The organism is Mesorhizobium sp. ArgA1, assembly GCF_053714375.1.
In genome coordinates, this window is the sequence record NZ_JBSKBQ010000001.1 from 1,039,302 (window position 1) to 1,061,247 (window position 21,946).

At 62.6% G+C, this 21,946-nt stretch carries 21 protein-coding genes and 1 pseudogene; 10 read left to right on the forward strand and 12 right to left on the reverse strand.

What is annotated here, in order from left to right:
- Positions 1-24 precede the first annotated feature (24 nt).
- The gene (locus ACWGTI_RS05045; protein ID WP_454586086.1) at positions 25-1,080 is read right to left on the reverse strand and encodes a sugar phosphate isomerase/epimerase family protein; all 1,056 of its coding nucleotides are present in this window, start codon (positions 1,078-1,080) and stop codon (positions 25-27) included.
- 400 nt (positions 1,081-1,480) lie between these two features.
- Here ACWGTI_RS05045 and ACWGTI_RS05050 point away from each other — a divergent pair, with 400 nt between their 5' ends.
- The 5 genes from ACWGTI_RS05050 (at position 1,481) to ACWGTI_RS05070 (ending at position 5,816) form a co-directional block, all read left to right on the forward strand.
- A complete protein-coding gene (locus ACWGTI_RS05050) occupies positions 1,481-2,368 on the forward strand; it encodes a sugar phosphate isomerase/epimerase family protein (RefSeq protein WP_454573353.1) in 888 nt (295 codons plus the stop codon).
- Between the two features lie 56 nt (positions 2,369-2,424).
- Positions 2,425-3,594 carry a mandelate racemase/muconate lactonizing enzyme family protein gene (locus tag ACWGTI_RS05055; protein ID WP_454586087.1) on the forward strand — a complete coding sequence of 390 codons (1,170 nt, stop codon included), beginning with the start codon at positions 2,425-2,427 and terminating at the stop codon, positions 3,592-3,594.
- A 2-nt stretch (positions 3,595-3,596) separates the two neighbouring features.
- Positions 3,597-4,313: a FadR/GntR family transcriptional regulator gene (locus ACWGTI_RS05060; protein ID WP_454586088.1), complete on the forward strand. Its 717-nt coding sequence runs from the start codon at positions 3,597-3,599 to the stop codon at positions 4,311-4,313.
- An 83-nt stretch (positions 4,314-4,396) separates the two neighbouring features.
- Positions 4,397-5,374, forward strand: a complete 978-nt coding sequence (locus ACWGTI_RS05065) for an NAD(P)-dependent oxidoreductase (protein WP_454586089.1) — start codon at positions 4,397-4,399, stop codon at positions 5,372-5,374.
- 52 nt (positions 5,375-5,426) lie between these two features.
- Positions 5,427-5,816 (forward strand): hypothetical protein, encoded by a 390-nt coding sequence (locus ACWGTI_RS05070; RefSeq protein WP_454586090.1) that lies wholly within the window; start codon positions 5,427-5,429, stop codon positions 5,814-5,816.
- Positions 5,817-5,829: 13 nt separating this feature from the next.
- On the opposite strand, the gene ACWGTI_RS05075 is transcribed toward ACWGTI_RS05070, so the two are convergent.
- On the reverse strand, positions 5,830-7,125 hold the full coding sequence (locus ACWGTI_RS05075; protein WP_454586091.1) for an amidase: 1,296 nt from the start codon (positions 7,123-7,125) through the stop codon (positions 5,830-5,832).
- Between the two features lie 156 nt (positions 7,126-7,281).
- Between ACWGTI_RS05075 and ACWGTI_RS05080 the strand changes: the two genes are divergently transcribed.
- Positions 7,282-7,629, forward strand: coding sequence for a GFA family protein (locus tag ACWGTI_RS05080; RefSeq protein WP_454586092.1), 348 nt, complete (start codon positions 7,282-7,284; stop codon positions 7,627-7,629).
- A 112-nt stretch (positions 7,630-7,741) separates the two neighbouring features.
- On the opposite strand, the pseudogene ACWGTI_RS05085 reads toward ACWGTI_RS05080, so the two are convergent.
- From ACWGTI_RS05085 to ACWGTI_RS05120, 8 genes and pseudogenes are all read right to left on the reverse strand, one after another.
- Positions 7,742-8,496: pseudogene (locus ACWGTI_RS05085) on the reverse strand (ABC transporter ATP-binding protein); the annotation flags it as partial.
- Positions 8,497-8,603: 107 nt separating this feature from the next.
- Positions 8,604-9,044, reverse strand: a complete 441-nt coding sequence (locus tag ACWGTI_RS05090; protein ID WP_454586093.1) for a hypothetical protein — start codon at positions 9,042-9,044, stop codon at positions 8,604-8,606.
- Positions 9,041-10,129, reverse strand: coding sequence for an ABC transporter ATP-binding protein (locus ACWGTI_RS05095; protein ID WP_454586094.1), 1,089 nt, complete (start codon positions 10,127-10,129; stop codon positions 9,041-9,043). Before ACWGTI_RS05095 ends, ACWGTI_RS05090 begins: the two co-directional genes overlap by 4 nt.
- 1 nt (position 10,130) lies before the next feature.
- Positions 10,131-11,069, reverse strand: coding sequence for a carbohydrate ABC transporter permease (locus ACWGTI_RS05100; RefSeq protein ID WP_454586095.1), 939 nt, complete (start codon positions 11,067-11,069; stop codon positions 10,131-10,133).
- A 3-nt stretch (positions 11,070-11,072) separates the two neighbouring features.
- Positions 11,073-12,134 (reverse strand): carbohydrate ABC transporter permease, encoded by a 1,062-nt coding sequence (locus ACWGTI_RS05105; RefSeq protein WP_454586096.1) that lies wholly within the window; start codon positions 12,132-12,134, stop codon positions 11,073-11,075.
- 79 nt (positions 12,135-12,213) lie between these two features.
- A complete protein-coding gene (locus ACWGTI_RS05110; RefSeq protein ID WP_454586097.1) occupies positions 12,214-13,647 on the reverse strand; it encodes an ABC transporter substrate-binding protein in 1,434 nt (477 codons plus the stop codon).
- A 46-nt stretch (positions 13,648-13,693) separates the two neighbouring features.
- Positions 13,694-14,803 carry an ABC transporter ATP-binding protein gene (locus ACWGTI_RS05115; protein WP_454586480.1) on the reverse strand — a complete coding sequence of 370 codons (1,110 nt, stop codon included), beginning with the start codon at positions 14,801-14,803 and terminating at the stop codon, positions 13,694-13,696.
- A gap of 305 nt (positions 14,804-15,108) precedes the next feature.
- Positions 15,109-15,792, reverse strand: coding sequence for a TetR/AcrR family transcriptional regulator (locus ACWGTI_RS05120; RefSeq protein WP_454586098.1), 684 nt, complete (start codon positions 15,790-15,792; stop codon positions 15,109-15,111).
- Between the two features lie 81 nt (positions 15,793-15,873).
- On the opposite strand from ACWGTI_RS05120, the gene ACWGTI_RS05125 reads away from it, so the two are divergent.
- From ACWGTI_RS05125 to ACWGTI_RS05135, 3 genes are read left to right on the forward strand one after another with little or no spacing between them, the layout of a single operon-like run.
- Positions 15,874-17,070, forward strand: coding sequence for a Tm-1-like ATP-binding domain-containing protein (locus tag ACWGTI_RS05125; protein ID WP_454586099.1), 1,197 nt, complete (start codon positions 15,874-15,876; stop codon positions 17,068-17,070).
- Positions 17,071-17,077: 7 nt separating this feature from the next.
- On the forward strand, positions 17,078-17,932 hold the full coding sequence (locus ACWGTI_RS05130; protein WP_454586100.1) for a phosphoenolpyruvate hydrolase family protein: 855 nt from the start codon (positions 17,078-17,080) through the stop codon (positions 17,930-17,932).
- 6 nt (positions 17,933-17,938) lie between these two features.
- Positions 17,939-18,355 carry a cupin domain-containing protein gene (locus ACWGTI_RS05135; protein WP_454586101.1) on the forward strand — a complete coding sequence of 139 codons (417 nt, stop codon included), beginning with the start codon at positions 17,939-17,941 and terminating at the stop codon, positions 18,353-18,355.
- Between the two features lie 168 nt (positions 18,356-18,523).
- Here ACWGTI_RS05135 and ACWGTI_RS05140 read toward each other — a convergent pair whose 3' ends face one another.
- On the reverse strand, positions 18,524-19,711 hold the full coding sequence (locus tag ACWGTI_RS05140; protein WP_454586102.1) for a M24 family metallopeptidase: 1,188 nt from the start codon (positions 19,709-19,711) through the stop codon (positions 18,524-18,526).
- A gap of 117 nt (positions 19,712-19,828) precedes the next feature.
- Positions 19,829-20,077 (reverse strand): hypothetical protein, encoded by a 249-nt coding sequence (locus ACWGTI_RS05145; RefSeq protein WP_454586103.1) that lies wholly within the window; start codon positions 20,075-20,077, stop codon positions 19,829-19,831.
- Between ACWGTI_RS05145 and ACWGTI_RS05150 the strand changes: the two genes are divergently transcribed.
- The gene (locus ACWGTI_RS05150) at positions 20,076-21,686 is read left to right on the forward strand and encodes an ABC transporter substrate-binding protein (protein ID WP_454586104.1); all 1,611 of its coding nucleotides are present in this window, start codon (positions 20,076-20,078) and stop codon (positions 21,684-21,686) included. The two genes, ACWGTI_RS05145 and ACWGTI_RS05150, sit on opposite strands and share 2 nt — an antisense overlap.
- Positions 21,687-21,946: the final 260 nt, after the last annotated feature.

The following is a 21,946-nucleotide window of genomic DNA, read 5'->3' on the forward strand; positions in this document are numbered from 1 at the left end:
CCCCTCGAGGGGAGGGAAATCGCGCTAGATTCCCATCATCGCGCGCAGCAGCTTCTTGTCCGTCGTGCCACTGGCAAAATCATCGAAGGCCCTCTCCGTCACCCGGATGATGTGGTGCTGGATGAAAGGCGCGCCTTCGGCCGCGCCGTCCTCGGGATGCTTGAGGCAGCATTCCCACTCCAGCACCGCCCAGGAATCGTAATCGTACTGGGTGAGCTTGGAGAAGATGCCGCCGAAATCCACCTGACCGTCGCCCAGCGAACGGAAACGGCCGGCGCGGTTGGTCCAGCTCTGGTAGCCGGAATAGACGCCTTGCCGCCCTGTCGGGTTGAACTCGGCGTCCTTGACATGGAACGCCTTGATCCGCTCGTGGTAGATGTCGATGAATTCGAGATAGTCCAGCTGCTGCAGCAGGAAATGCGACGGGTCGTAGTTGATGTTGCAGCGCTTGTGGCCGCCGACCGCCTCGAGGAACATCTCGAAGGTCGCGCCGTCGAACACATCCTCCGAGGGATGGATTTCGTAGCCGACATCGACGCCATTGTCCTCATAGACATCGAGGATCGGCTTCCAGCGTTTGCCGAGTTCGCCGAAGGCCTCCTCGATCAACCCGGCCGGCCGCTGCGGGAAGGGATAGAGGTAAGGAAAAGCCAGCGAGCCGGTGAACGACACCGAAGCATTGAGCCCGAGATTGCGCGATGCCTTGGCGCCGAACTTCATCTGTTCGACCGCCCATTTCTGCCGTGCCTTCGGATCGTTGTGCACCGAAGGCGGCGCGAAGCCATCCATTTGCGCGTCATAGGCGGGATGCACCGCCACCAATTGCCCCTGCAGATGCGTCGACAGTTCTGTGATCTCGACACCGGCGTCGGCGCAAATTCCCTTGACCTCGTCGCAATAGGCCTTGGAAGACGCCGCCTTCTGAAGATCGAACAGGCGTGCGTCCCAGGTCGGGATCTGCACGCCCTTGTAGCCGAGGCCGGCCGCCCATTTGGTGATCGAGGCCAGCGAATTGAACGGCGCGGCATCGCCTGCGAACTGCGCCAGAAACAGCCCCGGACCCTTCATTGTCGACGGCATCGGCATCCTCCCAATTCATTTTCCAGGGACCAAGCATAGCGCCTGATGAAAGCAGGGCCAGCCTCTTTGGTCTTTTGTGATGTGCATTCTCGTTTTGCCATTCTGGTATTACCAAATACCGAAAATGGGTCAAGCCATTTGACTCGCGAGCGCAGCAGCCGACACACCCCAAAATTGGGAATATATGCAAGCATAATCAACACAGTAAATGGTTGCGGCGTTCGCACGTCGGCAGTTCTTGCCGCGCGAAGAAAATTGCTGTAGACCTCCATTCAGGCCCAATTGGTCGAACCAGTTTGCGTAAAAATGCTGGAGCGCCTTGGGGAGGAACCATGAGACGCGCTTCGACGAGGCGCATCGCAGGCGAACTGGCACAGACGAATTCTGGGAAGGATAGACCATGCATCTTTCGACGCACAACTGGATGCGCGCGGAACCGTTGGAGGTGACGCTGAAGCGCATCAAGAAATTCGGCTACGAGTCGATCGAGATTTCTGGCGAGCCCCAGCAGTACAAGACCAAGGAGACCCGCGCGCTGCTGAAGGAACACGGCATACGCTGCTGGGGTTCGGTGACGCTGATGCTGGGCGAACGCAACCTTGCTGCCAAGGACCAGGGCCAGCGCGAACGCTCGGTACAGTATGTGAAGGATGTGCTGACCATGGTCAGCGAACTTGACGGCGAGATCATCACGTTGGTGCCGGCGACCGTCGGCAAGGTGGTGCCGGACGGTACCGAGGAAGAGGAGTGGAAGTGGGTGGTCGACGCCACTCGCGAGTGCTTCACCCACGCCAGGAAGGTCGGCGTCAAGATCGCGGTCGAGCCCCTCAACCGCTTCGAGACCTATCTGTTCAACCGCGGCGCCCAGGCGCTGGCTCTGGCCGATGCGGTGAGCCCCGAATGCGGCGTCTGCCTCGACGCCTACCACATCCACATGGAAGAATTTAACGTCCATGACGCCATCCGCCAGGTCGGCAAGCGCCTGTTCGATTTCCACGTCGCCGACAACAACCGTTTTGCCGCCGGCCTCGGCCAGATCGATTGGCCGCGGATCGTGCAGACGCTGAGGGAAGTCGGCTATGACGGCGCGCTGACCAACGAGTTCGTCGCGCCCGTCGACCGCACGCCGGCAGCACCCTATCCGGACATGGTCGAGCGCCACCCGGTCGACATCTCGCCCGAACAGCTGAAGTTCATCCAGGATCACGGCTCCAGCGTGCTGACGGAGAAATTCTACACCGACCAGATGCGCATCACCGCCGAAACGCTGCTGCCGCTGATCAAGTAGCCGATCCGATTTGGAATGCGCCCTTCCGCCTATCGGCGGCGGGGCCGGGGATGACTATGCGCGTCAGAAATGTCCAGGCCTGGTGGGTCCGCATACCGATCGAAGCCGCGAAGCAGCATCGCAGCGACTTCGGTCAGGTGACGACGTTCGACGCCGCCATCCTGCGCATCGAGACCGATGACGGGCTGGTCGGCTGGGGCGAAGGCAAGAACGCCGCCGGCAGCGCCGGTAGCTATGGCGCGCTGGTCCACATGCTGAACCATGAGGTGGGGCCGCAGCTGATCGGCCGTGACCCGGCCGATATCGGCATCATCTGGGAGATGCTGTACAACGGCGTGCGCCACGAGACCGCCGCCCATGCCGGCCACGCCATGCCGCAACTGGCACGGCGCGGCATGAGCGTAGCGGCGATCAGTGCCGTCGACATCGCGCTCTGGGATATTTTGGGCAAGTCGCTGGGGCAGCCTGTGTGGCGGCTCATCGGCGGCCGCAAGCTCGACCGCATGCAGGCCTACGCCTCCGGCGGCTGGGCCGCCGCCGACGCCATCGGCGAACAGCTGAAATCCTACATCGCCAAGGGCGGCTTCAAGGCGCTGAAGATGCGCGTCGGCGCCATGGACGGCGCCCCGCACATTTCCGCCGCCCGCGTCCGTGCCGCGCGGCAGGCGCTCGGCCCCGATGTCGAGTTGATGGTCGACGCGCACGGCACCTATACGGTGGCCGAGGCCAAGCGCTTCATCAGCCTGGCCGGCGATCTCGATCTCGCCTGGTTCGAAGAGCCGGTCATCGCCGACGACAAGGCCGGTATGGCCGAGGTGCGCGCCTCGGGCTCGATCCCGATCGCCACCGGCGAAAGCGAAGCGACGCGCTACGCCTTCCGCGATCTCGCCGTGCTCAAATCCGCCGATATCTTCCAGCCCGATCCGGCTTTCTGCGGCGGCATCAGCGAAGCCATGAAGATCGGTACCATCGCCAGCGCCTTCAACCTTCGCTTTGCACCGCATCTGTGGGCCGGCGCGCCGTGCTTCTTCGCCGGCCTGCATGTGTGTGCCGCTTCGCCGGCCAGCTTCACCGTCGAATATTCGCTCGGCGCCAACCCGATGATCCACGATCTTATCGAAGAGACTGTCGAAGCAAAGGACGGTATGATAGCGATCCCTGAAAAGCCGGGTCTGGGATTCACCATTTCGGAGCGGTTCCTGGAGGCGCACGCGCTACGCGGTTGACGATGAAAGAAAAGAACCTTCTCGCCGAACTCGCCGCCTATCTGTTCTCCCATTCGGACAACGAGACGGGCCGCACGCCCTCGGAGCGCGAACTGGCCGAGCATTTCAGCGTCAGCCGCGGCCAGATCCGCGAGGCGCTGGCCATTCTCGAAGCCATGCGCATCGTCGAACGTCGGGCCAAATCCGGCATCTATGTCGACACCCGGCAGGCCAGTGTCGAGGCGCTGGCGCTGTTCGCACGCGCCGGCCTGCCGCTCGATCCGGTGCAAATCTACGAGACCGTGGAGCTGCGCAAAATCCACGAGATCAAGGCCGCCGAACTTGCCTGTTCGCGCGCCACTGAGGAGAATTTCGAGCGCCTGCGTGAGATCCTGAAAGCGTCGGAGGAGCGCATCTCCGCCGGCGAAGGGCTCGCCAAGGAGGACCGCGAATTCCACCTCGAAATCGTGCGGGCGACCAAGAACGGCGTCTTCCACAACATCTGCAGCGTCTATTATCTGATGGGCGAGCAGCGGCTGCCGATCTACTTCAACGATCCCGAGCGTTCAGTGCGCTCGCATGCCGAGCACATCCAGATCTACGAGGCGCTGCTGCGCCGCGACGGCAACCTCGCCCAGGCGCTGATGAGCGCCCATCTGCAAGGCGCGGAAAGCTACTGGAAGGGGATCATCGAGGGCCGCGGTGTGGAGCAGACAAGCGCCACGCTTGAAAAGGTCTGAGCATTCCGGAAAAGTGTGAAACGGTTTCCTTGGGAATGTAGTGCTTTCCCTTGGGAACTGCGCCTTAAAGGAACAGGAACCCGATGCCCAAAATCCTGACGACGCACACGCTGCATCCGCGTGCTTCCGCCATGCTGGCGGGTGCCGGCGAACTGGTCGTCGCCTCGGCGCTCGATGCCGCCACGCTGACCAGCGAGGCGAAGAACGCGGACGTCATCATTGTGCGAGCGCCACTGCCGCCGGCGCTGTTCGAAAACGCGACCAAACTTCGGGCAGCAGTGCGCCACGGCGCCGGCCTCGACATGGTGCCGATGGAGGCCGCGGCCGCGGCCGGCGTGCTGGTGGCCAACGTGCCGGCAGTCAATGCGCGCTCGGTTGCCGAATATGTGATGTTTGCGGCCCTCGCATTGCTTCGCCGCTTCCGCTCGGTCGACCGCGACCTGCGCGCCAGGGGCTGGAATGCCGGCCGCGACCACGCCAGCCATGCCAGCGAGCTTGCCGGCAAGACGATCGGCATCATCGGTTTCGGCTCTATAGGTCAGGCGGTCGCCCACATCGCCGCACACGGCTTCGGTCTCAACGTGGTGGCGACGACGCGCAGCATGCAGCCGGCGCCCGACAGGATCGGCTTCCTGTCGATCGACGCGCTGGTCGAACAGAGCGATATCATCGTTCTCTGCTGCCCGCTGACACCGGAGACGCGCGGCCTGATCAACCGCGAACGCATTGCCAGCATGAAGCCCGACGCGCTTTTGATTAACATTTCGCGCGGGCCGGTGATCGATGACGACCCGCTGATCGAGGCCTTGCGCAAGGACCGCATCGGCGGCGCCGCGCTCGATGTCTTTGCCACGCAGCCGCTGCTGCCGGGACACCCGTATTTCAGCTTCGACAATGTCATCGTCACCCCGCATATGGCTGGCATTACCGAGCAGTCGATGATGCGCATGGGTGTCGGTGCCGCTGGCGAGACCTTGCTGGTGCTGGCCAACCGGCTACCGGTCAATTTGCGCAACCCCGATGTGGTCGAGCACTACCGCAGGCGGTTTCCCGCCGACTGAGGTTTCCCCAAGCTGCCTCAATTTTCCCGGATTTGACACCGACCTTCGCTGCATGGGCAGAAACGTCGCAAGAATTCTTGTTCTGGTTGTCGGCGTCTGCGCGGCATTGGCTGAGGCTCTGGCCGATGGGCAAGGCAGCTACGTGCCCTGCGACAATGGCCTGCGTTGCGTGATGGCGCCCTGCCCGTCCACCAGCGCGCTCGACCTTGCCACTGGCAAGGTCGTCAAGGGCGTGTGGGTCGACACTGACGGCCTGCCGCAGCAGGACAAGGCGCTCGAGCTCTCCGACAAGCTCTATGCCGGCAAGCTCGTTGTCACGGGTACGATCGAAAACCGGCAGCACAGCTTCGGCGGCAAGCAGTACAGCCTGCCGACATTGGTAGCGACCGGTATCTTGCGCACCGCCAAGGACAGCGAACGCAAGCACTGTTCGTCGCGCTGAGACCTGACGCCGGTCAGCGGCCAAGCAGTCCTTCGACTTCAGCCGCGATGCGCAGCAGATGATGGTCATGGCCATGCTTGGCGACCAGCATCAGTCCGGCCGGCAGCGTCATACCAGGCATCGGCACAGAGATGGCGCAGAGGTCGAATTGGTTGGCGACCTGGGTGTTGCGCAACAGCAAGCCTTCCGTCTTGTCGCGCAGCGACTCATTGCCGGCCATGGCGGTAATGGATGGCGCAATCATCGGCACGGTCGGCAAGGCCAGCACATCGATCACCTCCAGACGCTGCGCCATGGCAGCGGCAAGTTCGCCGCGACGACGGATCGTCCTGATGTAGACAGAAGCGGGCACCACCAGCGCGCGCGACAATGGCCCGGCCACATGCGGATCGACCGGCACGGACGCGCCGGTGGACAGCCATTCGGCATGCACCTCCGCGCCTTCTATCGATGCGATGGTGCCGCGCTTCGTTGCCGTGCGCATCCCCGCGATGAGATCGTCTATCGATAGATCGGCGACGCGCGCGCCGGCCTGTTCGATCTTGCCGATACACGCCTCGAAGGCGCTGGCGACCTCGGCCTGTGTCTCGCTGAACAGCACGCCCCGCGGAACGCCGACGCGCAGAGCGGCAAGTGAGACCGGCTGAACGGCAACCGGCTCCTCTCCCGCCATGACTGCATCGGCGATGGCGCATTCGGCAACACTGCGGGCAAGCGGGCCGATCGAATCGAGCGTCATCGACAGCGGGAAGGCGCCGGTCAGCGGCACGCGCCGTGCCGTCGACTTGAAGCCGACGACGCCGTTGAGCGATGCCGGGATCCGCACCGAGCCGCCGGTGTCGGAGCCGATGGCGATGTCGCACGTGCCCTCGCCCACGGCGACGCCGGCGCCCGAGGACGAGCCGCCGGGGATCAGGTTGGCATCAGATGCGTTTCCGGGCGTGCCAAAATGCTGATTGTCGCCGATGGCGGTGAAGGCGAATTCGGTCATGTTAGTCTTGCCGATAATGACAGCGCCGGCCTGCCGCAGACGGTTGACGATGGCCGCGTCGACTACCGCAGGCGTGGCGCTTCTCAGCATCAGCGACCCGGCGGTGGTCGGCTCGCCGGCGACATCGAACAGGTCCTTGATCGATACGATAGTGCCGTCGAGCGGCCCATGCGACACGCCGGCCCGTTTGCGTGCATCGCTGGCATCGGCGGCGGCGCGCGCCGCTTCGGCGTAGAGCTTTGTATAGACCTTCTCGTCCGCTGCACGATTGGCAAGACGTGACAGGATGATTTCAAGACGATCGCGGATTGATTGCATGTCGATGTCGGACTCCGCCAAGGTAGAGCGTCTTTAAAGCAGTTCCAGGAGAAGCGTGTTGCGGTTTTCCCCTGGGAAACTGCGCGGCCTTAAGGGCAGCGGAAGGGATAACCCGGCAAGCGTGCCTTTGCACCTGCCAACCACAGGAAGATGTTGATGCTGTACAAAGGCAGTTGCCACTGCGGAAAGGTGGCGTTCGAGGTCGAGGGCGAGCTCGGCATGGCGGTGCGCTGCAACTGCTCGATCTGCCGGCGCAAGGGTGCGCTGTTGTGGGCCGTTCCGCATGCGAGCTTCAAGCTTGTCGCCTGGGGCGACGACCTCGGCCGCTACACCTTCGGCAAGGCTTCGATGGCGCATCGTTTCTGCCGAACCTGCGGGATCCATCCGTTTGCGGAAGATGTCACACAGGGCTCCGAGCGGACGGCCTACATCAACATCAACTGTCTCGACGGCATCGATCCAACCGCCATCGAGGTCTTCGACTTCGATGGTCGCTCGGCCTGAAGCTTGTACGTCACCGCTACAAACGCTACAGCCCGAAAACCATTACGGTTCTCGGGCTGTCGCTTTAACGGGTGATGCCTGTGCGGCCGCGATCCGGAGTGTGCAGGAGAGCTTAGCTGGCGTGCCGCAAGCTCACACCGCTGCCCTTGTCGAACAGCACGACCTTGTCCGCATTCCAGGCGAAGCGAACCGACTGCTCGATCGCCACATCGGTCCGCGCCGGCACAGTGGCGCGCAGCGTCGTGTCGCCGACCCTGAGCGTCAGATCTTTTCGACGCCATGGTTCTCGACATCATGGACGCGTGCCTCGACCGGCGCGCCGCTCTCGAGATAGACATCCTCGGGACGGATGCCGAAGACGAGCGGGCGCCCCTCCGCCGCCGCGCCTGTCTTGGTAAGCGGCAGCTCGAAATTCATTGGCGCCATCACCGCGCGGTCGTTGACCAGCCTGCCGTCGATGAGGTTCATCGGCGGCGAGCCGACGAAGCTCGCCACATAAGTGTCGCGCGGATTGTTGTAGATCTCGTGCGGGGTACCGGTCTGGACGATCCGGCCATGGTTCAACACGCCGACCTTGTCTCCCATCGACATCGCCTCGATCTGGTCGCGGGTGACGAACAGGAAGGTGGCGCCAAGCTGTATCTGCAGGTTCTTCAGTTCCGTGCGCAGCGCCTCGCGCAATTTGGCGTCGAGCGCCGACAGCGGCTCGTCCATCAGGAACACGCGCGGCTTGCGCACGATGGCGCGGCCGATCGAGACACGCTGCATCTCGCCACCTGACAGACGGTCGGTCTTGCGGTCAAGCAGATGCTCGATCCGCAATGTCTTGGCGGCCCGCGCAACGCGGTCCTTGATCTCGGCATCGGGTCCTCCGGTCAAGCCGGAGGATGACGGCGTGAGAGTTGAGAGGGCGACGCACACCGACCGGCGCGGACCGGCGCGAGCGCGACCTGCCGGATAGCGTCAGCTGCTGATCATCGCGCTGTCTTGTTGAGAGCGGTGACGACCAGCGCGAGAATCACCGCCGCGGCGGCGATTTCCCACACGAAAGCCTGCTTGTAGAAAGGCGGCGTGGCGAGCTGCGCCTTGCCGGCGAGAGTGTTGGGGTCCGGTGGATTGAGGAAGAAGACGCCGTAGAGATGCGCCGCCGTGATCGAAACCAGCAGCGCAATGCAGAAGACCAGCGCCACGACCAGCGCTACGGTCACCACACTGCGCACCTTGACGCCCGGCTGGGCCAACGGCAGCAGGTTGTTGATGAGTCCGGCAAGCACCACGAGACCACTGCCGACCGCGTACAGGCCGATGGAAAAGGGTTGGAAGATCAGCACCAGCGCCATGACGCCGAGGCCAATGATGAAGACCTCGAGGCAGAGCGCGCCGGCGCGGCTCATGCCGGAAGAACTGTCGCTCATGACCGCACCGCCTTTCCGGCGCCATCGAAGACATGGGTTTGCCTGGGATCGGGGCGTAGATTCAGCGCCTCGCCGACCTTGACCCGCTGGCTTCTCGTCACCACGACGCGGATGTCGGCACCTGCCGCCGTGCGGGCATGAATAAGGGTTTCGGCGCCCATGGGCTCGATGAGCTCGGCCCGGGCGGAGATGGTGCCACGGTCCCCCGTATCGGTCGCGGTGAAGGCGCGGGGGCGGACACCGATCGTCACCTTGCCGGGTTGCAGGCGCGCGACCGCCGCGTCCGTGCGGATCGCCAGACTAATGCCGGCCACGGTCATGTCCGCCGTGCCATCGGCGAAGGTCTTGAGGTCGGCCTCGAGAAGATTCATCTGCGGCGTGCCGATGAAGCTCGCCACGAAAGCATTGGCGGGCTTGGCAAATACCTCGTGCGGTGAGCCGACTTGCTCGATCAGGCCGTCCTTCATGATGGCGATGCGGTTGGCCATGGTGAGCGCTTCGAGCTGGTCATGGGTCACGATCACGGTCGCTTTGGAGAGGCCCTGGAGCACTTCCTTGATCTGGCCACGCATGGTCTGGCGCAGTTCGACATCGAGACGCGACAAGGGTTCGTCGAAGAGGAAGCAATTGGGGTCGCGGACGATGGCACGGGCCATGGCGGCGCGCTGCTTTTCGCCCTCGGATATCTGGTTCGGCAGCCGGTCGAGAACGTGCTCCAAGTGGAGGATGGCGGCGACGCGGTTGACGCGGGCAGTCCGCTCAGTCCCGGAAATACCGTCATGATAGAGCGGGAAGGCGATGTTCTCGGCGACCGATGCCGACGGGTAGAGCGCGTAGAACTGGAACACCATGGCGATGTCGCGCTTCGACGGCGGCAGGTTGTTCATCACCTTGCCGGCGACGACGACCTCGCCGTCAGTGACGCTTTCCAGCCCGGCGATGACGCGCAAGGTCGTCGTCTTGCCACAGCCGGACGGGCCGAGAAGGCAGACGACCTCACCGGCGGCTACCGACAGGTCAACGTCCTTGACCGCGGTGAAGGAGCCGAAGCGCTTGGTGACTTTGCGGAGTTCGATGGTTGACATCTCAGCGCTTCACCGTGCCGAAGGTAACACCGCGCAACAGATGGTTTTGCAAGAAGAAGGTGACCAGGAAGACTGGGACGAGGAACAGGGTTTCGATGGCGGCAAGCAAAGTCCAGTCGGTGCCGCGTCCACCCGACGACACGGCCTGGTTCATGGCGACCGGGACCGTCCTCGTGTCGGGCCCCGAGAGCAACAGGGCGAAGAGGAACTCGTTCCAGGTGAGGATCAGGCCGAACACGAACGTGGCGGCGAGCCCGGCAATGACCTGGGGCAGGCAAATCTTGAAGAACACCCGCATTCCGGACGATCCGTCGATGCGGGCGGCATCCTCGACGTCTGGCGACAATTCATCGAAGAAGCTCTTCATCATCCAGATGGTGAAGGCCAGGTTGAAGGCGGTGTAGAGCATGATGATGCCGAGATACGAGCCCGACAGGCCTACTACGCGGAACATCAGGATCACCGGAATGATCACCACAATCGCCGGCAGCATGCGCGTGGTCAGGATGATGAACAGGTAGGTGTCATTGCCTTTCAGCGGATAGCGCGAGAAGCCGAAGGCCGCCAGGGTGCCGATGACCAGCGCCAGCAGCACCGACGCCGAGGCGATGAAGATCGAGTTGAAGAAATAACGGTCGAATCCTGTCGCTTCCGGGGCACCGTCCGGCGTCATCGAGCGGGAAAAGACGGACCCAAAATTTTCGAGCGTAGGCTTGAACACAAAATGGTCCGGAATCAAGCCGAACAGCGACGTGGGCGACAGCGTCGGAGGCACCAGGAGCGCGTCGCCCTGCGGTTTGAAGGCGGTGAATATGATGAACAGCACCGGCAGAAAATAGATAAAGGCGACGACGGCCACGGCGAGCGTCCGCCCCCAGCCGGCCTCGTCTACTCCGCTGGCCCTGCGGAAGCCGAGCTTTCCCAATATCGATTCGGTCACGGGTTAGGCTCCCTGCGTACGGCGATTTGCGAGGTACAGGTAGAGGTTGGTGAGAACGATCACCATAAACAGCATCAGATAGGAGATCGCCGCGCCCTCACTCGTCTTGTTCTGCTCGTTGGCGATGCGGATCAAGTGATAGGAGATCGTCAATGTGTCGTTGCCGCCCTTGGTGAGGAGGATGACGAGATCCGCCAGCTTGAATGCCTCGATGGTGCGGAAGAGAAGGGCCAACATCAGAAGGCCGCGGATGTAGGGGAAGGTGATCATCCAGAATTGCCGCCACCTGGAAATACGGTCGATGGCAGCGGCCTCGTAAAGGTATTTCGGCACCGAGACGAGGCCCGCCAGCACAAGGAGCATGACGAAGGGCGACCACATCCATGCGTCGGCGAAAACGATTCCCGCCACGGCACCGACTTTGTTGCTCATCAGGATGAACTGGTTGCCGGAGATGGAATTGATGACGTAGCTGAGAATCCCGAATGTCGGGTCATAGTAGTAGGTGAAGAACACGCCAGAGGCGACAACCGAAAGCATCATCGGTGTCAGCACCAGGATCAACAAATACTTGCGCAGCGGAAATTGCTTGGCGAACAGGATGGCCAGCAGAAAGCCGACGATCATCTGCGCGGAGACGGTGAACACGACGAACATGGCGGTATTGATCAGCGCGCCCCAAGTCGCGTGAGCAGCGAGATCGTTGGTAAGGATCCGGACGTAGTTCCCGAGTCCGACGAAGCGGATCGTCTGCTGGTTTGCCTGGTAGGCGAAGAACGAAAGGCCCAGCGACCACAGCAGGGGGAAGATATTCATCACAAACAGAACGGCGATTGCCGGAGCGACCAGCAAGGCGCCGAAGTAGTGGCGGCGATACGCGTTGACGGTAAATGCGGCCGCGACCAACGCCGCCGTGGCGCCCACCACCCAGAAGGAGACAGCCGCCGGCAAGCCCGCCATTGATATGGCCGACACGACGACAGCGACAGCGATGGCGAGTTTCCAGTTGTGGGCAACAACCGTGGTAAGGCGTGGTGTCAGCAGCGTGCTTGAAACAGCGGTCATGGGAGTCCGAAATATGGAGCGCCTGACGTGGCAATGACGGGAAGCGGCTTTTGCCGCTCCCCGCAGCTATGTCGGAAGGTTACTGGATAAGGCCATCGTTCTTCAGGAGGTCCTCCTGGAACTTGGCGATGTTATCCAGGGTGGTCTTGGCGTCCTGCTTGCCAGTGATGGCTAGGTCGTACTGGTCCTGCTGCTGGGTGAGCAATTCGAAGAACTGCGGCACGTGCCACATGTCCTTCTGCCAGTCGAGCGAGTTCGCCCAGGCGCGGTCCCACGGACGATAGGTCACATACTTCGGATCGCTGTAGACCGACTTGATCGCGGACTGGCCGCCGCCCGCGGCGAACTGGTGCTGGATATCAGGCGAGAGCCACCACTTCACGAAGCCCACCGCTTCCTTGATTTGTTCAGGCGTCGTCCAGGTGGTGAGAACGAAAGGCTGTCCGCCGATCTGTGACGTACGATTCACCTTGCCGTCGGGGCCGCGCAGGCCTGGCGCCAATCCGAACACCAGCTTGTCGGCAACCTTCGACGTCTTGGGATCCAGCGAGGCTTCGCCGAGACCGATCCAGTCGATGTTCATGGCCACCTTGCCTTCACGGAACAACTGGTCCGAGACGAAGATGTCCATGGTGCCGGTCTTGACCACCGGCGGCATGAACTTCAGCAATTTGAGGAAATGCTCCATGCCCTCGATGGACTTCGGGGAGTTTACGACGCCTTCGGCATGTCCGGTCGGGGCCTTGGTTTCATCCCAGATGCCGCCGCCATGCTGCCAGACGAACGAGTGGACCGAGCTCGTCGAGAAGTCGTAGCCTTTGCCTGCCTGATAGGCGATGCCGTAGAAATCGTCATCCAGCACCTGGCCGGCGAGCTTGTCGCCCTTCTTGCGCTGGAAGAATTCGCCAACATGCTCGAACGTGTTCCAGTCCATGGCGTCGATTTCTTCGCCGGTGCAGGGCAGCTTCTCATTGTACTTCGCCTTGAAGGCGGCCTGCTCGTCGTCGTTGCAGAGCACGTCCTTGCGGCCATAGGTGACCAGCACGTCCGGGAACTGCGGGAAGCCGTAGTAGTTCGGCGTGCTGTTGGGATAGGTCGAGTAGGCGTTGAGCACGGCGGGATGCATCGACTCCATCGTCGCCTTGAGCTCCGGGTCGGCATCGATGAGATCGTTGATCTTGCGGAAGTAGCCGCCTTCGACGAAGGCGCCCAGCCATTGCGAGTCCGACACGATGAAGTTGTACTTCTTTTCACCCGAGGTCAACGAGGCGTTGACGCGGGTGTAGAAATCCGGCCACGGAATGAAGTCGACATCGAGCTTCACGGTATTGCCAGACTTGGGCTTGTACTGCTCGTCGAAGAACTTCTTCATAATGCGGGTCGGGGGCCAATCCGGCACCGCCATCGTCAACGTCACTTCTTCGGCAGAGGCATAGGTCACGCCTCCCACCAGTAGCGTGGCAGCGAAGCTTGCGGCTGTCGCTAGCCTTTTCACTTTGGTCATCGCCGTCATTCGCGTTTCCTCCCTTGGTTAACCGTATTGCTTCTCGCCGTTCGCGTCAGGTCATTGCCTGGCCGCTCGCGGCGCGGAAGACGTGGATTTTCCTGTTATCGATGGCGATCGATGCCGAATCGCCGGTCCTGATGCTGGCGGCGATCGCTTCCGGCAGCACCATGCGCAACATCTCGCCGCCGGCCACGACGGAGACGATCGTGATGTCGCCGAGCGGTTCGACCAGATGCACCTTCGAGGCAACCCCGGCTTCGCCCTTGGCGGCGAGCCGAATGTCGCTCGGGCGAATGCCGATCAGCGCGGCCTCGCCGGCATCGGCAGCCTTTGGCGCCGTCGCCGGAACGAGAGTCCCGAGCGGCGTGTCGAAAGACCTGGTGTCGGCGCGCACCGAGGCCGTGAACAGATTCATGTGCGGCGAGCCGATCTTGCTGGCGACATAGGTATGGATCGGCTGCTCGTAAAGCTCGTCCGGCGTGCCGATCTGGACGATGCCGCCATCGCGCATGACGGCGATCACCTCGCCCATCGAGAGAGCCTCGAGCTCGTCGGGCGTGGCATAGATCACGGTCATGCCGAACTGGCGGTGCAGCCGCTTCAGCTCGGCGCGCGTCTCGTGCCGAAGCTTGGCGTCGAGATTGGTGAGCGGCTCATCGAGGAGAAGAATCTTTGGCCGGCGGATCAGGGAGCGGCCGAGCGCGACGCGCTGCTGCTCTCCGCCGGACAGGGTTGCCGGCTTGGCCTTCAGGCGGTGTGTCAGCTTCAGAATCTCGGCGGTCTCTTTCACCCGCTTGTCGATCTCGGCGCGCGCGGCTTTCTCCTCGCGCAGCGGATAGGCGAGATTGTCATAGACCGTGAGGTGGGGGTAAAGCGCGAAAGACTGGAAGACCATCGAGATGCCGCGGCCGGCGATCGGCGCATGGGTCATGTCGCGGCCGCCGATCTCAAGCGTGCCGGAGTCGGCCTGGACGAGGCCGGCGATAGTGCGCAGCGTCGTCGTCTTGCCAACCGAGCTCGGCCCGAAGAGTACGAAGAAGCGGCCTTCGTCGACGGCGAAGCTCAGGTCGTTGATGGCGCGCACGGATCCATAGGCCTTGCTGAGCCCATCGAGGCGCAGCGCAATCCCCTTGCCGGCACTGTCGCGAGGCGACGTCTGCATCACGATGCGCCACCTCGTGCGGACGGAACACGCGCCATCCGTATGATCCTCCTCGCCCTGCCGAAATGGACTGCGGCTGTCATTCCCGATCCGCCTTTTCTTTCCTAATCTGGTATTACCAATTTAAGATGCCCGTCAAGCGCTTTCTTGAAATTCGCCGTCAGCAAAATAAGCTGAAAACGTCCGCTATATGTTCGTATTTCCTTCATTTTTGGCAGTTCTCCACCTTCATCCCGTTCGCAAAACGCCAATCCCCAAAATTACTGAAATCTCCGACCTTCAAATCTGGTCGAACCAGATTGGCGCTATTTTGCCACTGCCGCCGGCCGAACCACATCCGCTTTTGTCATCGATTCCGCCACCGCGGCGCGCACCAAGGCGGCCGCTGCCCATTGCGAGACCGACCGCATTCCACGGCTGTCGAGCCCCCATATATCCTTAAGCACGATCAGCAGTTCGACGCCGAACATCATCGACAGCGCCTGCGCCAGGCGCTTGAATTCGCGCGGCGGCAGCTGCCCCTTGAGCGGCGCAATGGCATCCTTCAACAGCTGGACGCGATGGCCTCGGGTGAACTGCGGCTCGCCTCCCAGCGTGCCCGCCTGGCGCTGCGCCCACTGGTCGAGCGACAGTTTCAGCGCTGCCTTGAAGGTTGCCTCGAAAGCTTCGATGCGCGGCATGGCGGTGTCGAACAGTTCGGCGACGCGCCGCTGTGGATCTTGCGAGGCCGATTGCCAGGTCAGGATGGGACCGAGCCCCTCGTCAACCACTGCCTGCACCAGGGCTGCCTGGCTCGGGAAATAGCGATAGGCGGTGGCGCGCGACACTTCAGCCGCTTCCGCGACTTCGCTCACTGACGGATTGACGCCCGCCTGCATCAGCCGCGTCGCCGTCTCCAGCATCAGCCGTTTTGTGCGGGCACGTGGGCCGCGTTCGGCAGCCTCCTTGGCGTCGTCGTTCACTGCGGCTTGTTGACGTGAGACATTCATATCAATACGATACGCGCGTCTCAAAAAATTGCAATGGCCTTCGCGGCCAGACCCAGCTCACACCGAAGACGGGGAAACGCGATGAAGCGCATCTATGTGGTAGGCACCGCCGACACCAAGGGCGAGGAGCTTGCCTTCCTGGCCGATGCGATTGCCGCTACCGGCAGTTCGGTTGCCCGCGTCGACATCGGCACGCGCGGCGCCACCGTGCCGGTCGATATTCCAGCCGGCGAGGTCGCGGCACATCATCCCGGCGGAGCCGGCAGCGTGCTCGGCATCGACGATCGCGGCGCGGCGGTGGCCGGCATGGGCGCCGCCTTCAGCAACTTCATCCAGTCGCGCGACGACGTCGCCGGCGTGATCGGCATTGGCGGTGGCGGTGGCACCTCCATCGTCACCTCAGGCATGCGCGCACTGCCGCTTGGGCTGCCCAAGATCATGGTCTCGACGCTCGCCTCCGGCGACACAGCGCCCTATGTCGACGTCTCCGATATCATCATGATGCCGTCGGTGACCGACATGGCGGGACTGAACAGGCTCTCCCGCACGGTGCTCCACAATGCCGCGCAGGCCATCGCCGGCATGGCCGCAAAGCCGGCGCCAGCCGCAACCGGCAAACCGGCGCTCGGGCTGACCATGTTCGGCGTCACCACCCCTTGCGTGACGGCCATCGCCGACCAGCTGCGGGCAAACTACGACTGCATGGTTTTCCACGCCACCGGCACAGGCGGCCGCTCGATGGAGAAGCTCGCCGACAGTGGCCTGCTCGCCGGGATCATCGACATCACCACGACGGAGGTCTGCGACCTTCTGTTCGGCGGCGTGCTGCCGGCGACGGAGGATCGCTTCGGCGCCATTGCCCGCACTGGCCTGCCCTATATCGGCTCGGTCGGCGCGCTCGACATGGTCAATTTCTGGGCGCCACCGACCATTCCGGAAAAATATCGCGGCCGTCTGTTCTACGAGCACAATCCCAACGTCACGCTGATGCGCACAACGGCGGACGAATGCCGCAGCATCGGCGAATGGATCGGCGGGAGGCTTTCCCGCTGCGAGGGACCGATCCATTTCCTGATCCCCGAAAGAGGCGTCTCGGCGCTCGACATCGAAGGCGGCGCCTTCTTCGACCCGCAAGCCGACGCCGTGCTGTTCGACGCCATCGAGCGCACCATCAAGCCGAACGCCACGCGCCGCGTCACGCGGCTGCCGCTGCACATTAACGATCCCGAATTTGCCAGGGCCGCAACGGCGGCTTTCCTCGACATCGCCAGACAGTGAGAGACCAATGCCCGCCATACCGCGCAAGGACATATTGAAGAAGTTCAAGGCGATGATCGCCGACGGCGTGCCGATCGTCGGCGGTGGCGCCGGCACTGGCCTCTCGGCCAAGGCCGAGGAAGCCGGCGGCATCGACCTGATCATCATCTACAATTCCGGCCGCTACCGCATGGCCGGCCGCGGCTCGGCCGCCGGCCTGCTCGCCTATGGCAATGCCAATGAGATCGTCAAGGAGATGGCCTATGAGGTGCTGCCGGTGGTGAAGAAGACGCCGGTGCTGGCCGGCGTCAACGGCACCGATCCCTTTGTCATCATGCCGCTGCTTCTCAGCGAACTGAAGACGATGGGCTTTTCCGGCGTCCAGAATTTTCCCACCATCGGCCTGTTCGACGGCAGCATGCGTCAGAGTTTCGAAGAGACCGGCATGGGCTTCGGCCTCGAGGTCGACATGATCGCCGAGGCGCACAAGCTCGACCTTTTGACCACGCCCTACGTCTTCAACCCGGACGAGGCTCGCGCCATGGCACGAGCCGGCGCCGACATCATCGTCGCTCACATGGGGGTGACGACGGGCGGCTCGATCGGCGCGACGTCAGCCAAGTCGCTCGACGACTGCGTGATCCAGATCGACGCCATCGCCAACGCCGCGCGCTCGGTGCGCAAGGATGTCATCCTGCTTTGCCATGGCGGTCCGATCTCGATGCCGGATGACGCCCGCTACATACTCGACCGCTGCAAGGGCCTGCATGGCTTCTATGGCGCAAGCTCGATGGAACGGCTGCCGGCCGAAGCCGCAATCGCCAGGCAGACGGCTGATTTCAAGGCCGTCACGCTGCACGACCAGAAGAAAAAGAAGGGATAAGAGACCATGGCCGACAAGAGCAAAGTGTTCGTCTATCCGAAGGACGTCAGCGCCTTCGGCTTCGACTGGGGCAAACTGGCGTTGACAGTGGCGCCTGAAGTGAACGGTGCGACCCGTTTTTCCGGCGGCGTCGTCGACCTGCCCTCAGGCAAGGGCCACACCCGTCACAATCATCCCGGTGCCGAAGAGATCATCTTCGTCATCTCGGGCCATGGCGAGCAGATGGTCGAGGACGAGAACGGCAATCCGGTGGTGGCGAAGGTCGGGCCGGGATGCACCGTCTATGTCCCGGAGAGCCGGTTTCACTCGACGCTGAACACAGGTGACGGGCCGATGCAGCTCTTTGTCGTTTATTCACCGGCTGGGCCGGAGCTGGTGCTGCGCGAGCTGCCGGATTTCAGGCTGATCCCGGCGGGGAAGTGATCAGCTCACTATTTTTCTCCGTCAGCGCTGCCCCTCATCTGCCTGCCGGCATCTTCTCCCCGTTGAACGGGGAGAAGGGAGCAGCGTCGATGACAGCCTCTTTCTCCCCGTCACTATACGGGGAGAAATGTCCGGCAGGACAATGAGGGGCAGCGCCAGCGTTCGACGTTAAAGCCCGCCCCTGTTCCACCCCCGCGCCCGATCCCCAAACATCGCATACCCCGTGTCCGTCACCGTCAGCGTATCCTCCAGCTTGATGAACCCCCGCGTCGGGTGAAGCATTGTTGTCTCTACCGACAACACCATGTTCTTCTCCAGTGGTTTCGCCGCATAAGTGCCTTCGTACGTGACCGGATGGTTGGTCATCAGGAACGGCGCTTCGTGCGTGATCAGCCCCATGCCGTGGGCGAAGAAATCCGTGTAGGGCGCAACCTTGGATTTCTTCAGCACGCCCTCCGCATGCGAGATCATGTCGCCGCCGATGGTGCCCGCCTTCACCTTGGAGAACGCTGCCTGCTGCACCGCCTCGACCTCGGCCAGCAGATCTTCCAGTTCGGCATCGGGTTCGCCCAGAATGCCCATGCGGCAGAGGTCGCCGATATAGCCGTGATAGTTGCCGCCGGAATCGATCGACAGCACCTCGCCCTTTTTCCACGCCTGCGGTGACGCCGCGCGGTTGTGGCTCGAGCCCAGTGTCAGCAGGCAATATTCGAAATGCGCGCCGCGATTGGTTTCCTCGCGCCTGAGATGCTCGATGATCTCGATCTTGGTCGTGCCCTCGCGCGCCCACTGGATGGTCGCCAGCATGGAATCGGTGATCAGTTCGGAGGCGATGCGCAGCTGTTCCAACTCCGCGTCTGTCTTGATGGCGCGCATGTTTTCCAACATGCCCGTCGCATCAACGAGCTTGGCGTCGGGCAGCGCCTTGCGGATCATCGCATAGGCATCGGACGGCAGGAAGGCCGGCTCGATGCCGATGCGCGCGCCGGCCTTGCCGATCTTCCCGATATGCTCGACTGCAAGATTGGCGGCGTCGAGCGTGCCCCAGCAGGCGGCATGCAGGGTCGGCGTCCAGAACGGATTGTTCTGATGCTCGGCGCCCTCCATCCGGTTGCCGATATAGGCAGCATGCTCCGGCCCGCCCTTTTCATAGACGACGACAGGCAGATAGCGGCTGTGGCCGATCGCATCCATGGCGGCAAAGAAGATGAATTTGTAGCCGCCGAGCAGATATTGCGTGTTGTGCTTGGACGTTGCGAGCAGCACATCGATACCGGCCTCTTCCATCAGCCGGTCGACCCTCGCCTGGTCGAACGGGATATTGCTGACGGCACTCTTGCCCGGGGCAATGTTCATTGTTCTCTCCCTGAATTCTCCGGCTGGGTGGACTGTCGCGGCCGCGATCCCTTTGCCTTTGGCTAAAGCTGCCTCATTTTACTCAATCTGGTCCAGCCAGAAATGGATGAATCGGTATCAAGCGCCCACAGGTGAAACGTGATTTAGCACGCTCGGCTCAAAACTGGTCCTACCACACAGGGGCATAAAGCTGCTTTTCCTAAAACTGGTCCAGCGGACGAAAATTTCAAAGCCAAGCAAGGATGCGCCAATTCCGTCTCTGGCGAAACCCTTGGCAAGGGCCATAATCGCCGCAAGGATGCTGGCGGGGCCGCCGGCATCAAGGGGCGCGCCCTCCGGGTCGCGGAGAGGACGGAGTTCGATCATGTCAGATTTCACGATTTCCAGACGCACGCTGCTTGGTGGGTCCGCCCTGCTGCTGGCCTCCACCGCCATGCCGGCGATAGGTTGGACGCAGACGCCAAAGAAGGGCGGCCGCTTGGTGGTCGCCGCTGATTCAGAACCGCGCAACCTTAACCCGGCAATCGTCGCCTCCAACGGCGTCTTCTTCATCTCCAGTAAGATCGTCGAAACGTTGGCCGAAGCCTCTTTCGACGGCAAGGATGGATTGGAGCCGCGCCTTGCGCTCTCCTGGGAAGGTGCCGCCGATGGGCTCTCAGTGACGTTCAAACTGCGCGACGGCGTCAAATGGCATGACGGCAAGCCGTTCACCTCGGCCGACGTCGCCTTCTCGGCGCTGCAGATCTGGAAGCCGCTGCAGAATCTCGGCCGCACCGTGTTCAAGGATCTGGCCAGCGTCGACACCCCTGACGATCTCACCGCTGTGTTCAAGTTCGCCAAGCCGACGCCGTTCCAGCTGATCCGCAACGCCTTGCCGGCGCTGTCGAGCGTGGTGCCGAAGCACGTCTACGAGGTCGGCAAGATCGAGGATAACCCGGCCAACAATGCACCGATCGGCACCGGCCCGTTCAAGTTCGGCGAGTACAAGGCCGGTCAGTATTACAAGCTGACCAGGAATGCCGACTACTGGGGCAAGGACGAGCCCTACCTCGACGAGATCATCTACCAGGTGCTGCCCGACCGCACGTCCGCTGCGGCCGCGCTCGAGGCCGAAGAGATCCAGCTCGCCGCCTTCTCCGCCGTGCCGCTGGCCGACCTCGACCGCATCTCCAAGGTTCCGGGCCTCAAGGTCATCTCCAAGGGCTATGAGGGGCTCACCTATCAGCTCGTCATCGAGATCAACCATCGCCGCAAGGAACTGGCCGATGTGAAGGTGCGTCAGGCGATCGCGCATGCCATCGACAAGGATTTCGTCGTCAAGACGGTGTTCCTCGGCTATGCCGCCACCGCCACCGGCCCGGTGCCGAAGAACGACCCGCAATTCTACACCGCCGATGTGCCGACCTATGCTTTCGATATCGACAAGGCCAACGCCCTGCTCGACGAGGCCGGCTACGCCAGGAAGGATGACGGCAAGCGCTTCGCGCTGAAACTCCTGCCGGCGCCCTATTTCAACGAGACCAAACAGTTCGGCGATTATCTGCGCCAGGCGCTGGCCGCCATCGGCATCGACGCCGAGATCGTCAACAACGACTCGGCCGCGCACATCAAGGCCGTCTACACCGACCACGCCTTCGACCTCGCCGTTGGCCCGCCGGTGTTCCGCGGCGACCCGGCGATCTCGACCACCATCCTGGTGCAGAGCGGCATTCCCGACGGCGTGCCGTTCTCCAACCAGGGCGGCTACAAGAACGAGGCGCTCGACGCGCTGATAGCCAAGGCATCGGAGACGCTCGACACCACGGCACGCACCGATCTCTACAAGCAGTTCCAGAAGGAGGTGGCCGCCGACTTGCCACTGATCAACGTCGCCGAATGGAGCTTCATCAGCGTTTCGCGCGATACGTTGGGGAACATCGCCAACAACCCACGCTGGGCGGTGTCGAACTGGGCGGACACGTATCTGGCAGGCTAAGCGCGATCCACACGGGATGCTTGCGCATCATTTGAGCGAATGCTCATCATCAGGGATGAGAGTTCCTTCGTGCCCCCCTCTGTCCTGCCGGACATCTCCCCCACGAGGGGGGAGATCAGCTGTCATCACGGCCTTCGCCCGCCGGTGTTGCCGCAGCGAGCGCGGCGTGGGAACTGCCAATCTCCCCCCGTGTGGGGGAGATGTCCGGCAGGACAGAGGGGGGCGCCGTAGAGCGCAACTTCAAATGCCTGCGCGCGCTC

Bases quoted from the DNA above. Each gene is read 5' to 3' on its own strand.
- ACWGTI_RS05045 (WP_454586086.1), bottom strand. From the start codon at position 1,080: ATGCCGTCGACAATGAAGGGTCCGGGGCTGTTTCTGGCGCAGTTCGCA.
- ACWGTI_RS05050 (WP_454573353.1), top strand. From the start codon at position 1,481: ATGCATCTTTCGACGCACAACTGGATGCGCGCGGAACCGTTGGAGGTG.
- ACWGTI_RS05055 (WP_454586087.1), top strand. From the start codon at position 2,425: ATGCGCGTCAGAAATGTCCAGGCCTGGTGGGTCCGCATACCGATCGAA.
- ACWGTI_RS05060 (WP_454586088.1), top strand. From the start codon at position 3,597: ATGAAAGAAAAGAACCTTCTCGCCGAACTCGCCGCCTATCTGTTCTCC.
- ACWGTI_RS05065 (WP_454586089.1), top strand. From the start codon at position 4,397: ATGCCCAAAATCCTGACGACGCACACGCTGCATCCGCGTGCTTCCGCC.
- ACWGTI_RS05070 (WP_454586090.1), top strand. From the start codon at position 5,427: ATGGGCAGAAACGTCGCAAGAATTCTTGTTCTGGTTGTCGGCGTCTGC.
- ACWGTI_RS05075 (WP_454586091.1), bottom strand. From the start codon at position 7,125: ATGCAATCAATCCGCGATCGTCTTGAAATCATCCTGTCACGTCTTGCC.
- ACWGTI_RS05080 (WP_454586092.1), top strand. From the start codon at position 7,282: ATGCTGTACAAAGGCAGTTGCCACTGCGGAAAGGTGGCGTTCGAGGTC.
- ACWGTI_RS05090 (WP_454586093.1), bottom strand. From the start codon at position 9,044: ATGAGCGACAGTTCTTCCGGCATGAGCCGCGCCGGCGCGCTCTGCCTC.
- ACWGTI_RS05095 (WP_454586094.1), bottom strand. From the start codon at position 10,129: ATGTCAACCATCGAACTCCGCAAAGTCACCAAGCGCTTCGGCTCCTTC.
- ACWGTI_RS05105 (WP_454586096.1), bottom strand. From the start codon at position 12,134: ATGACCGCTGTTTCAAGCACGCTGCTGACACCACGCCTTACCACGGTT.
- ACWGTI_RS05110 (WP_454586097.1), bottom strand. From the start codon at position 13,647: ATGACGGCGATGACCAAAGTGAAAAGGCTAGCGACAGCCGCAAGCTTC.
- ACWGTI_RS05115 (WP_454586480.1), bottom strand. From the start codon at position 14,803: ATGCAGACGTCGCCTCGCGACAGTGCCGGCAAGGGGATTGCGCTGCGC.
- ACWGTI_RS05120 (WP_454586098.1), bottom strand. From the start codon at position 15,792: ATGAATGTCTCACGTCAACAAGCCGCAGTGAACGACGACGCCAAGGAG.
- ACWGTI_RS05125 (WP_454586099.1), top strand. From the start codon at position 15,874: ATGAAGCGCATCTATGTGGTAGGCACCGCCGACACCAAGGGCGAGGAG.
- ACWGTI_RS05130 (WP_454586100.1), top strand. From the start codon at position 17,078: ATGCCCGCCATACCGCGCAAGGACATATTGAAGAAGTTCAAGGCGATG.
- ACWGTI_RS05135 (WP_454586101.1), top strand. From the start codon at position 17,939: ATGGCCGACAAGAGCAAAGTGTTCGTCTATCCGAAGGACGTCAGCGCC.
- ACWGTI_RS05140 (WP_454586102.1), bottom strand. From the start codon at position 19,711: ATGAACATTGCCCCGGGCAAGAGTGCCGTCAGCAATATCCCGTTCGAC.
- ACWGTI_RS05150 (WP_454586104.1), top strand. From the start codon at position 20,076: ATGTCAGATTTCACGATTTCCAGACGCACGCTGCTTGGTGGGTCCGCC.
- ACWGTI_RS05145 (WP_454586103.1), bottom strand. From the start codon at position 20,077: ATGATCGAACTCCGTCCTCTCCGCGACCCGGAGGGCGCGCCCCTTGAT.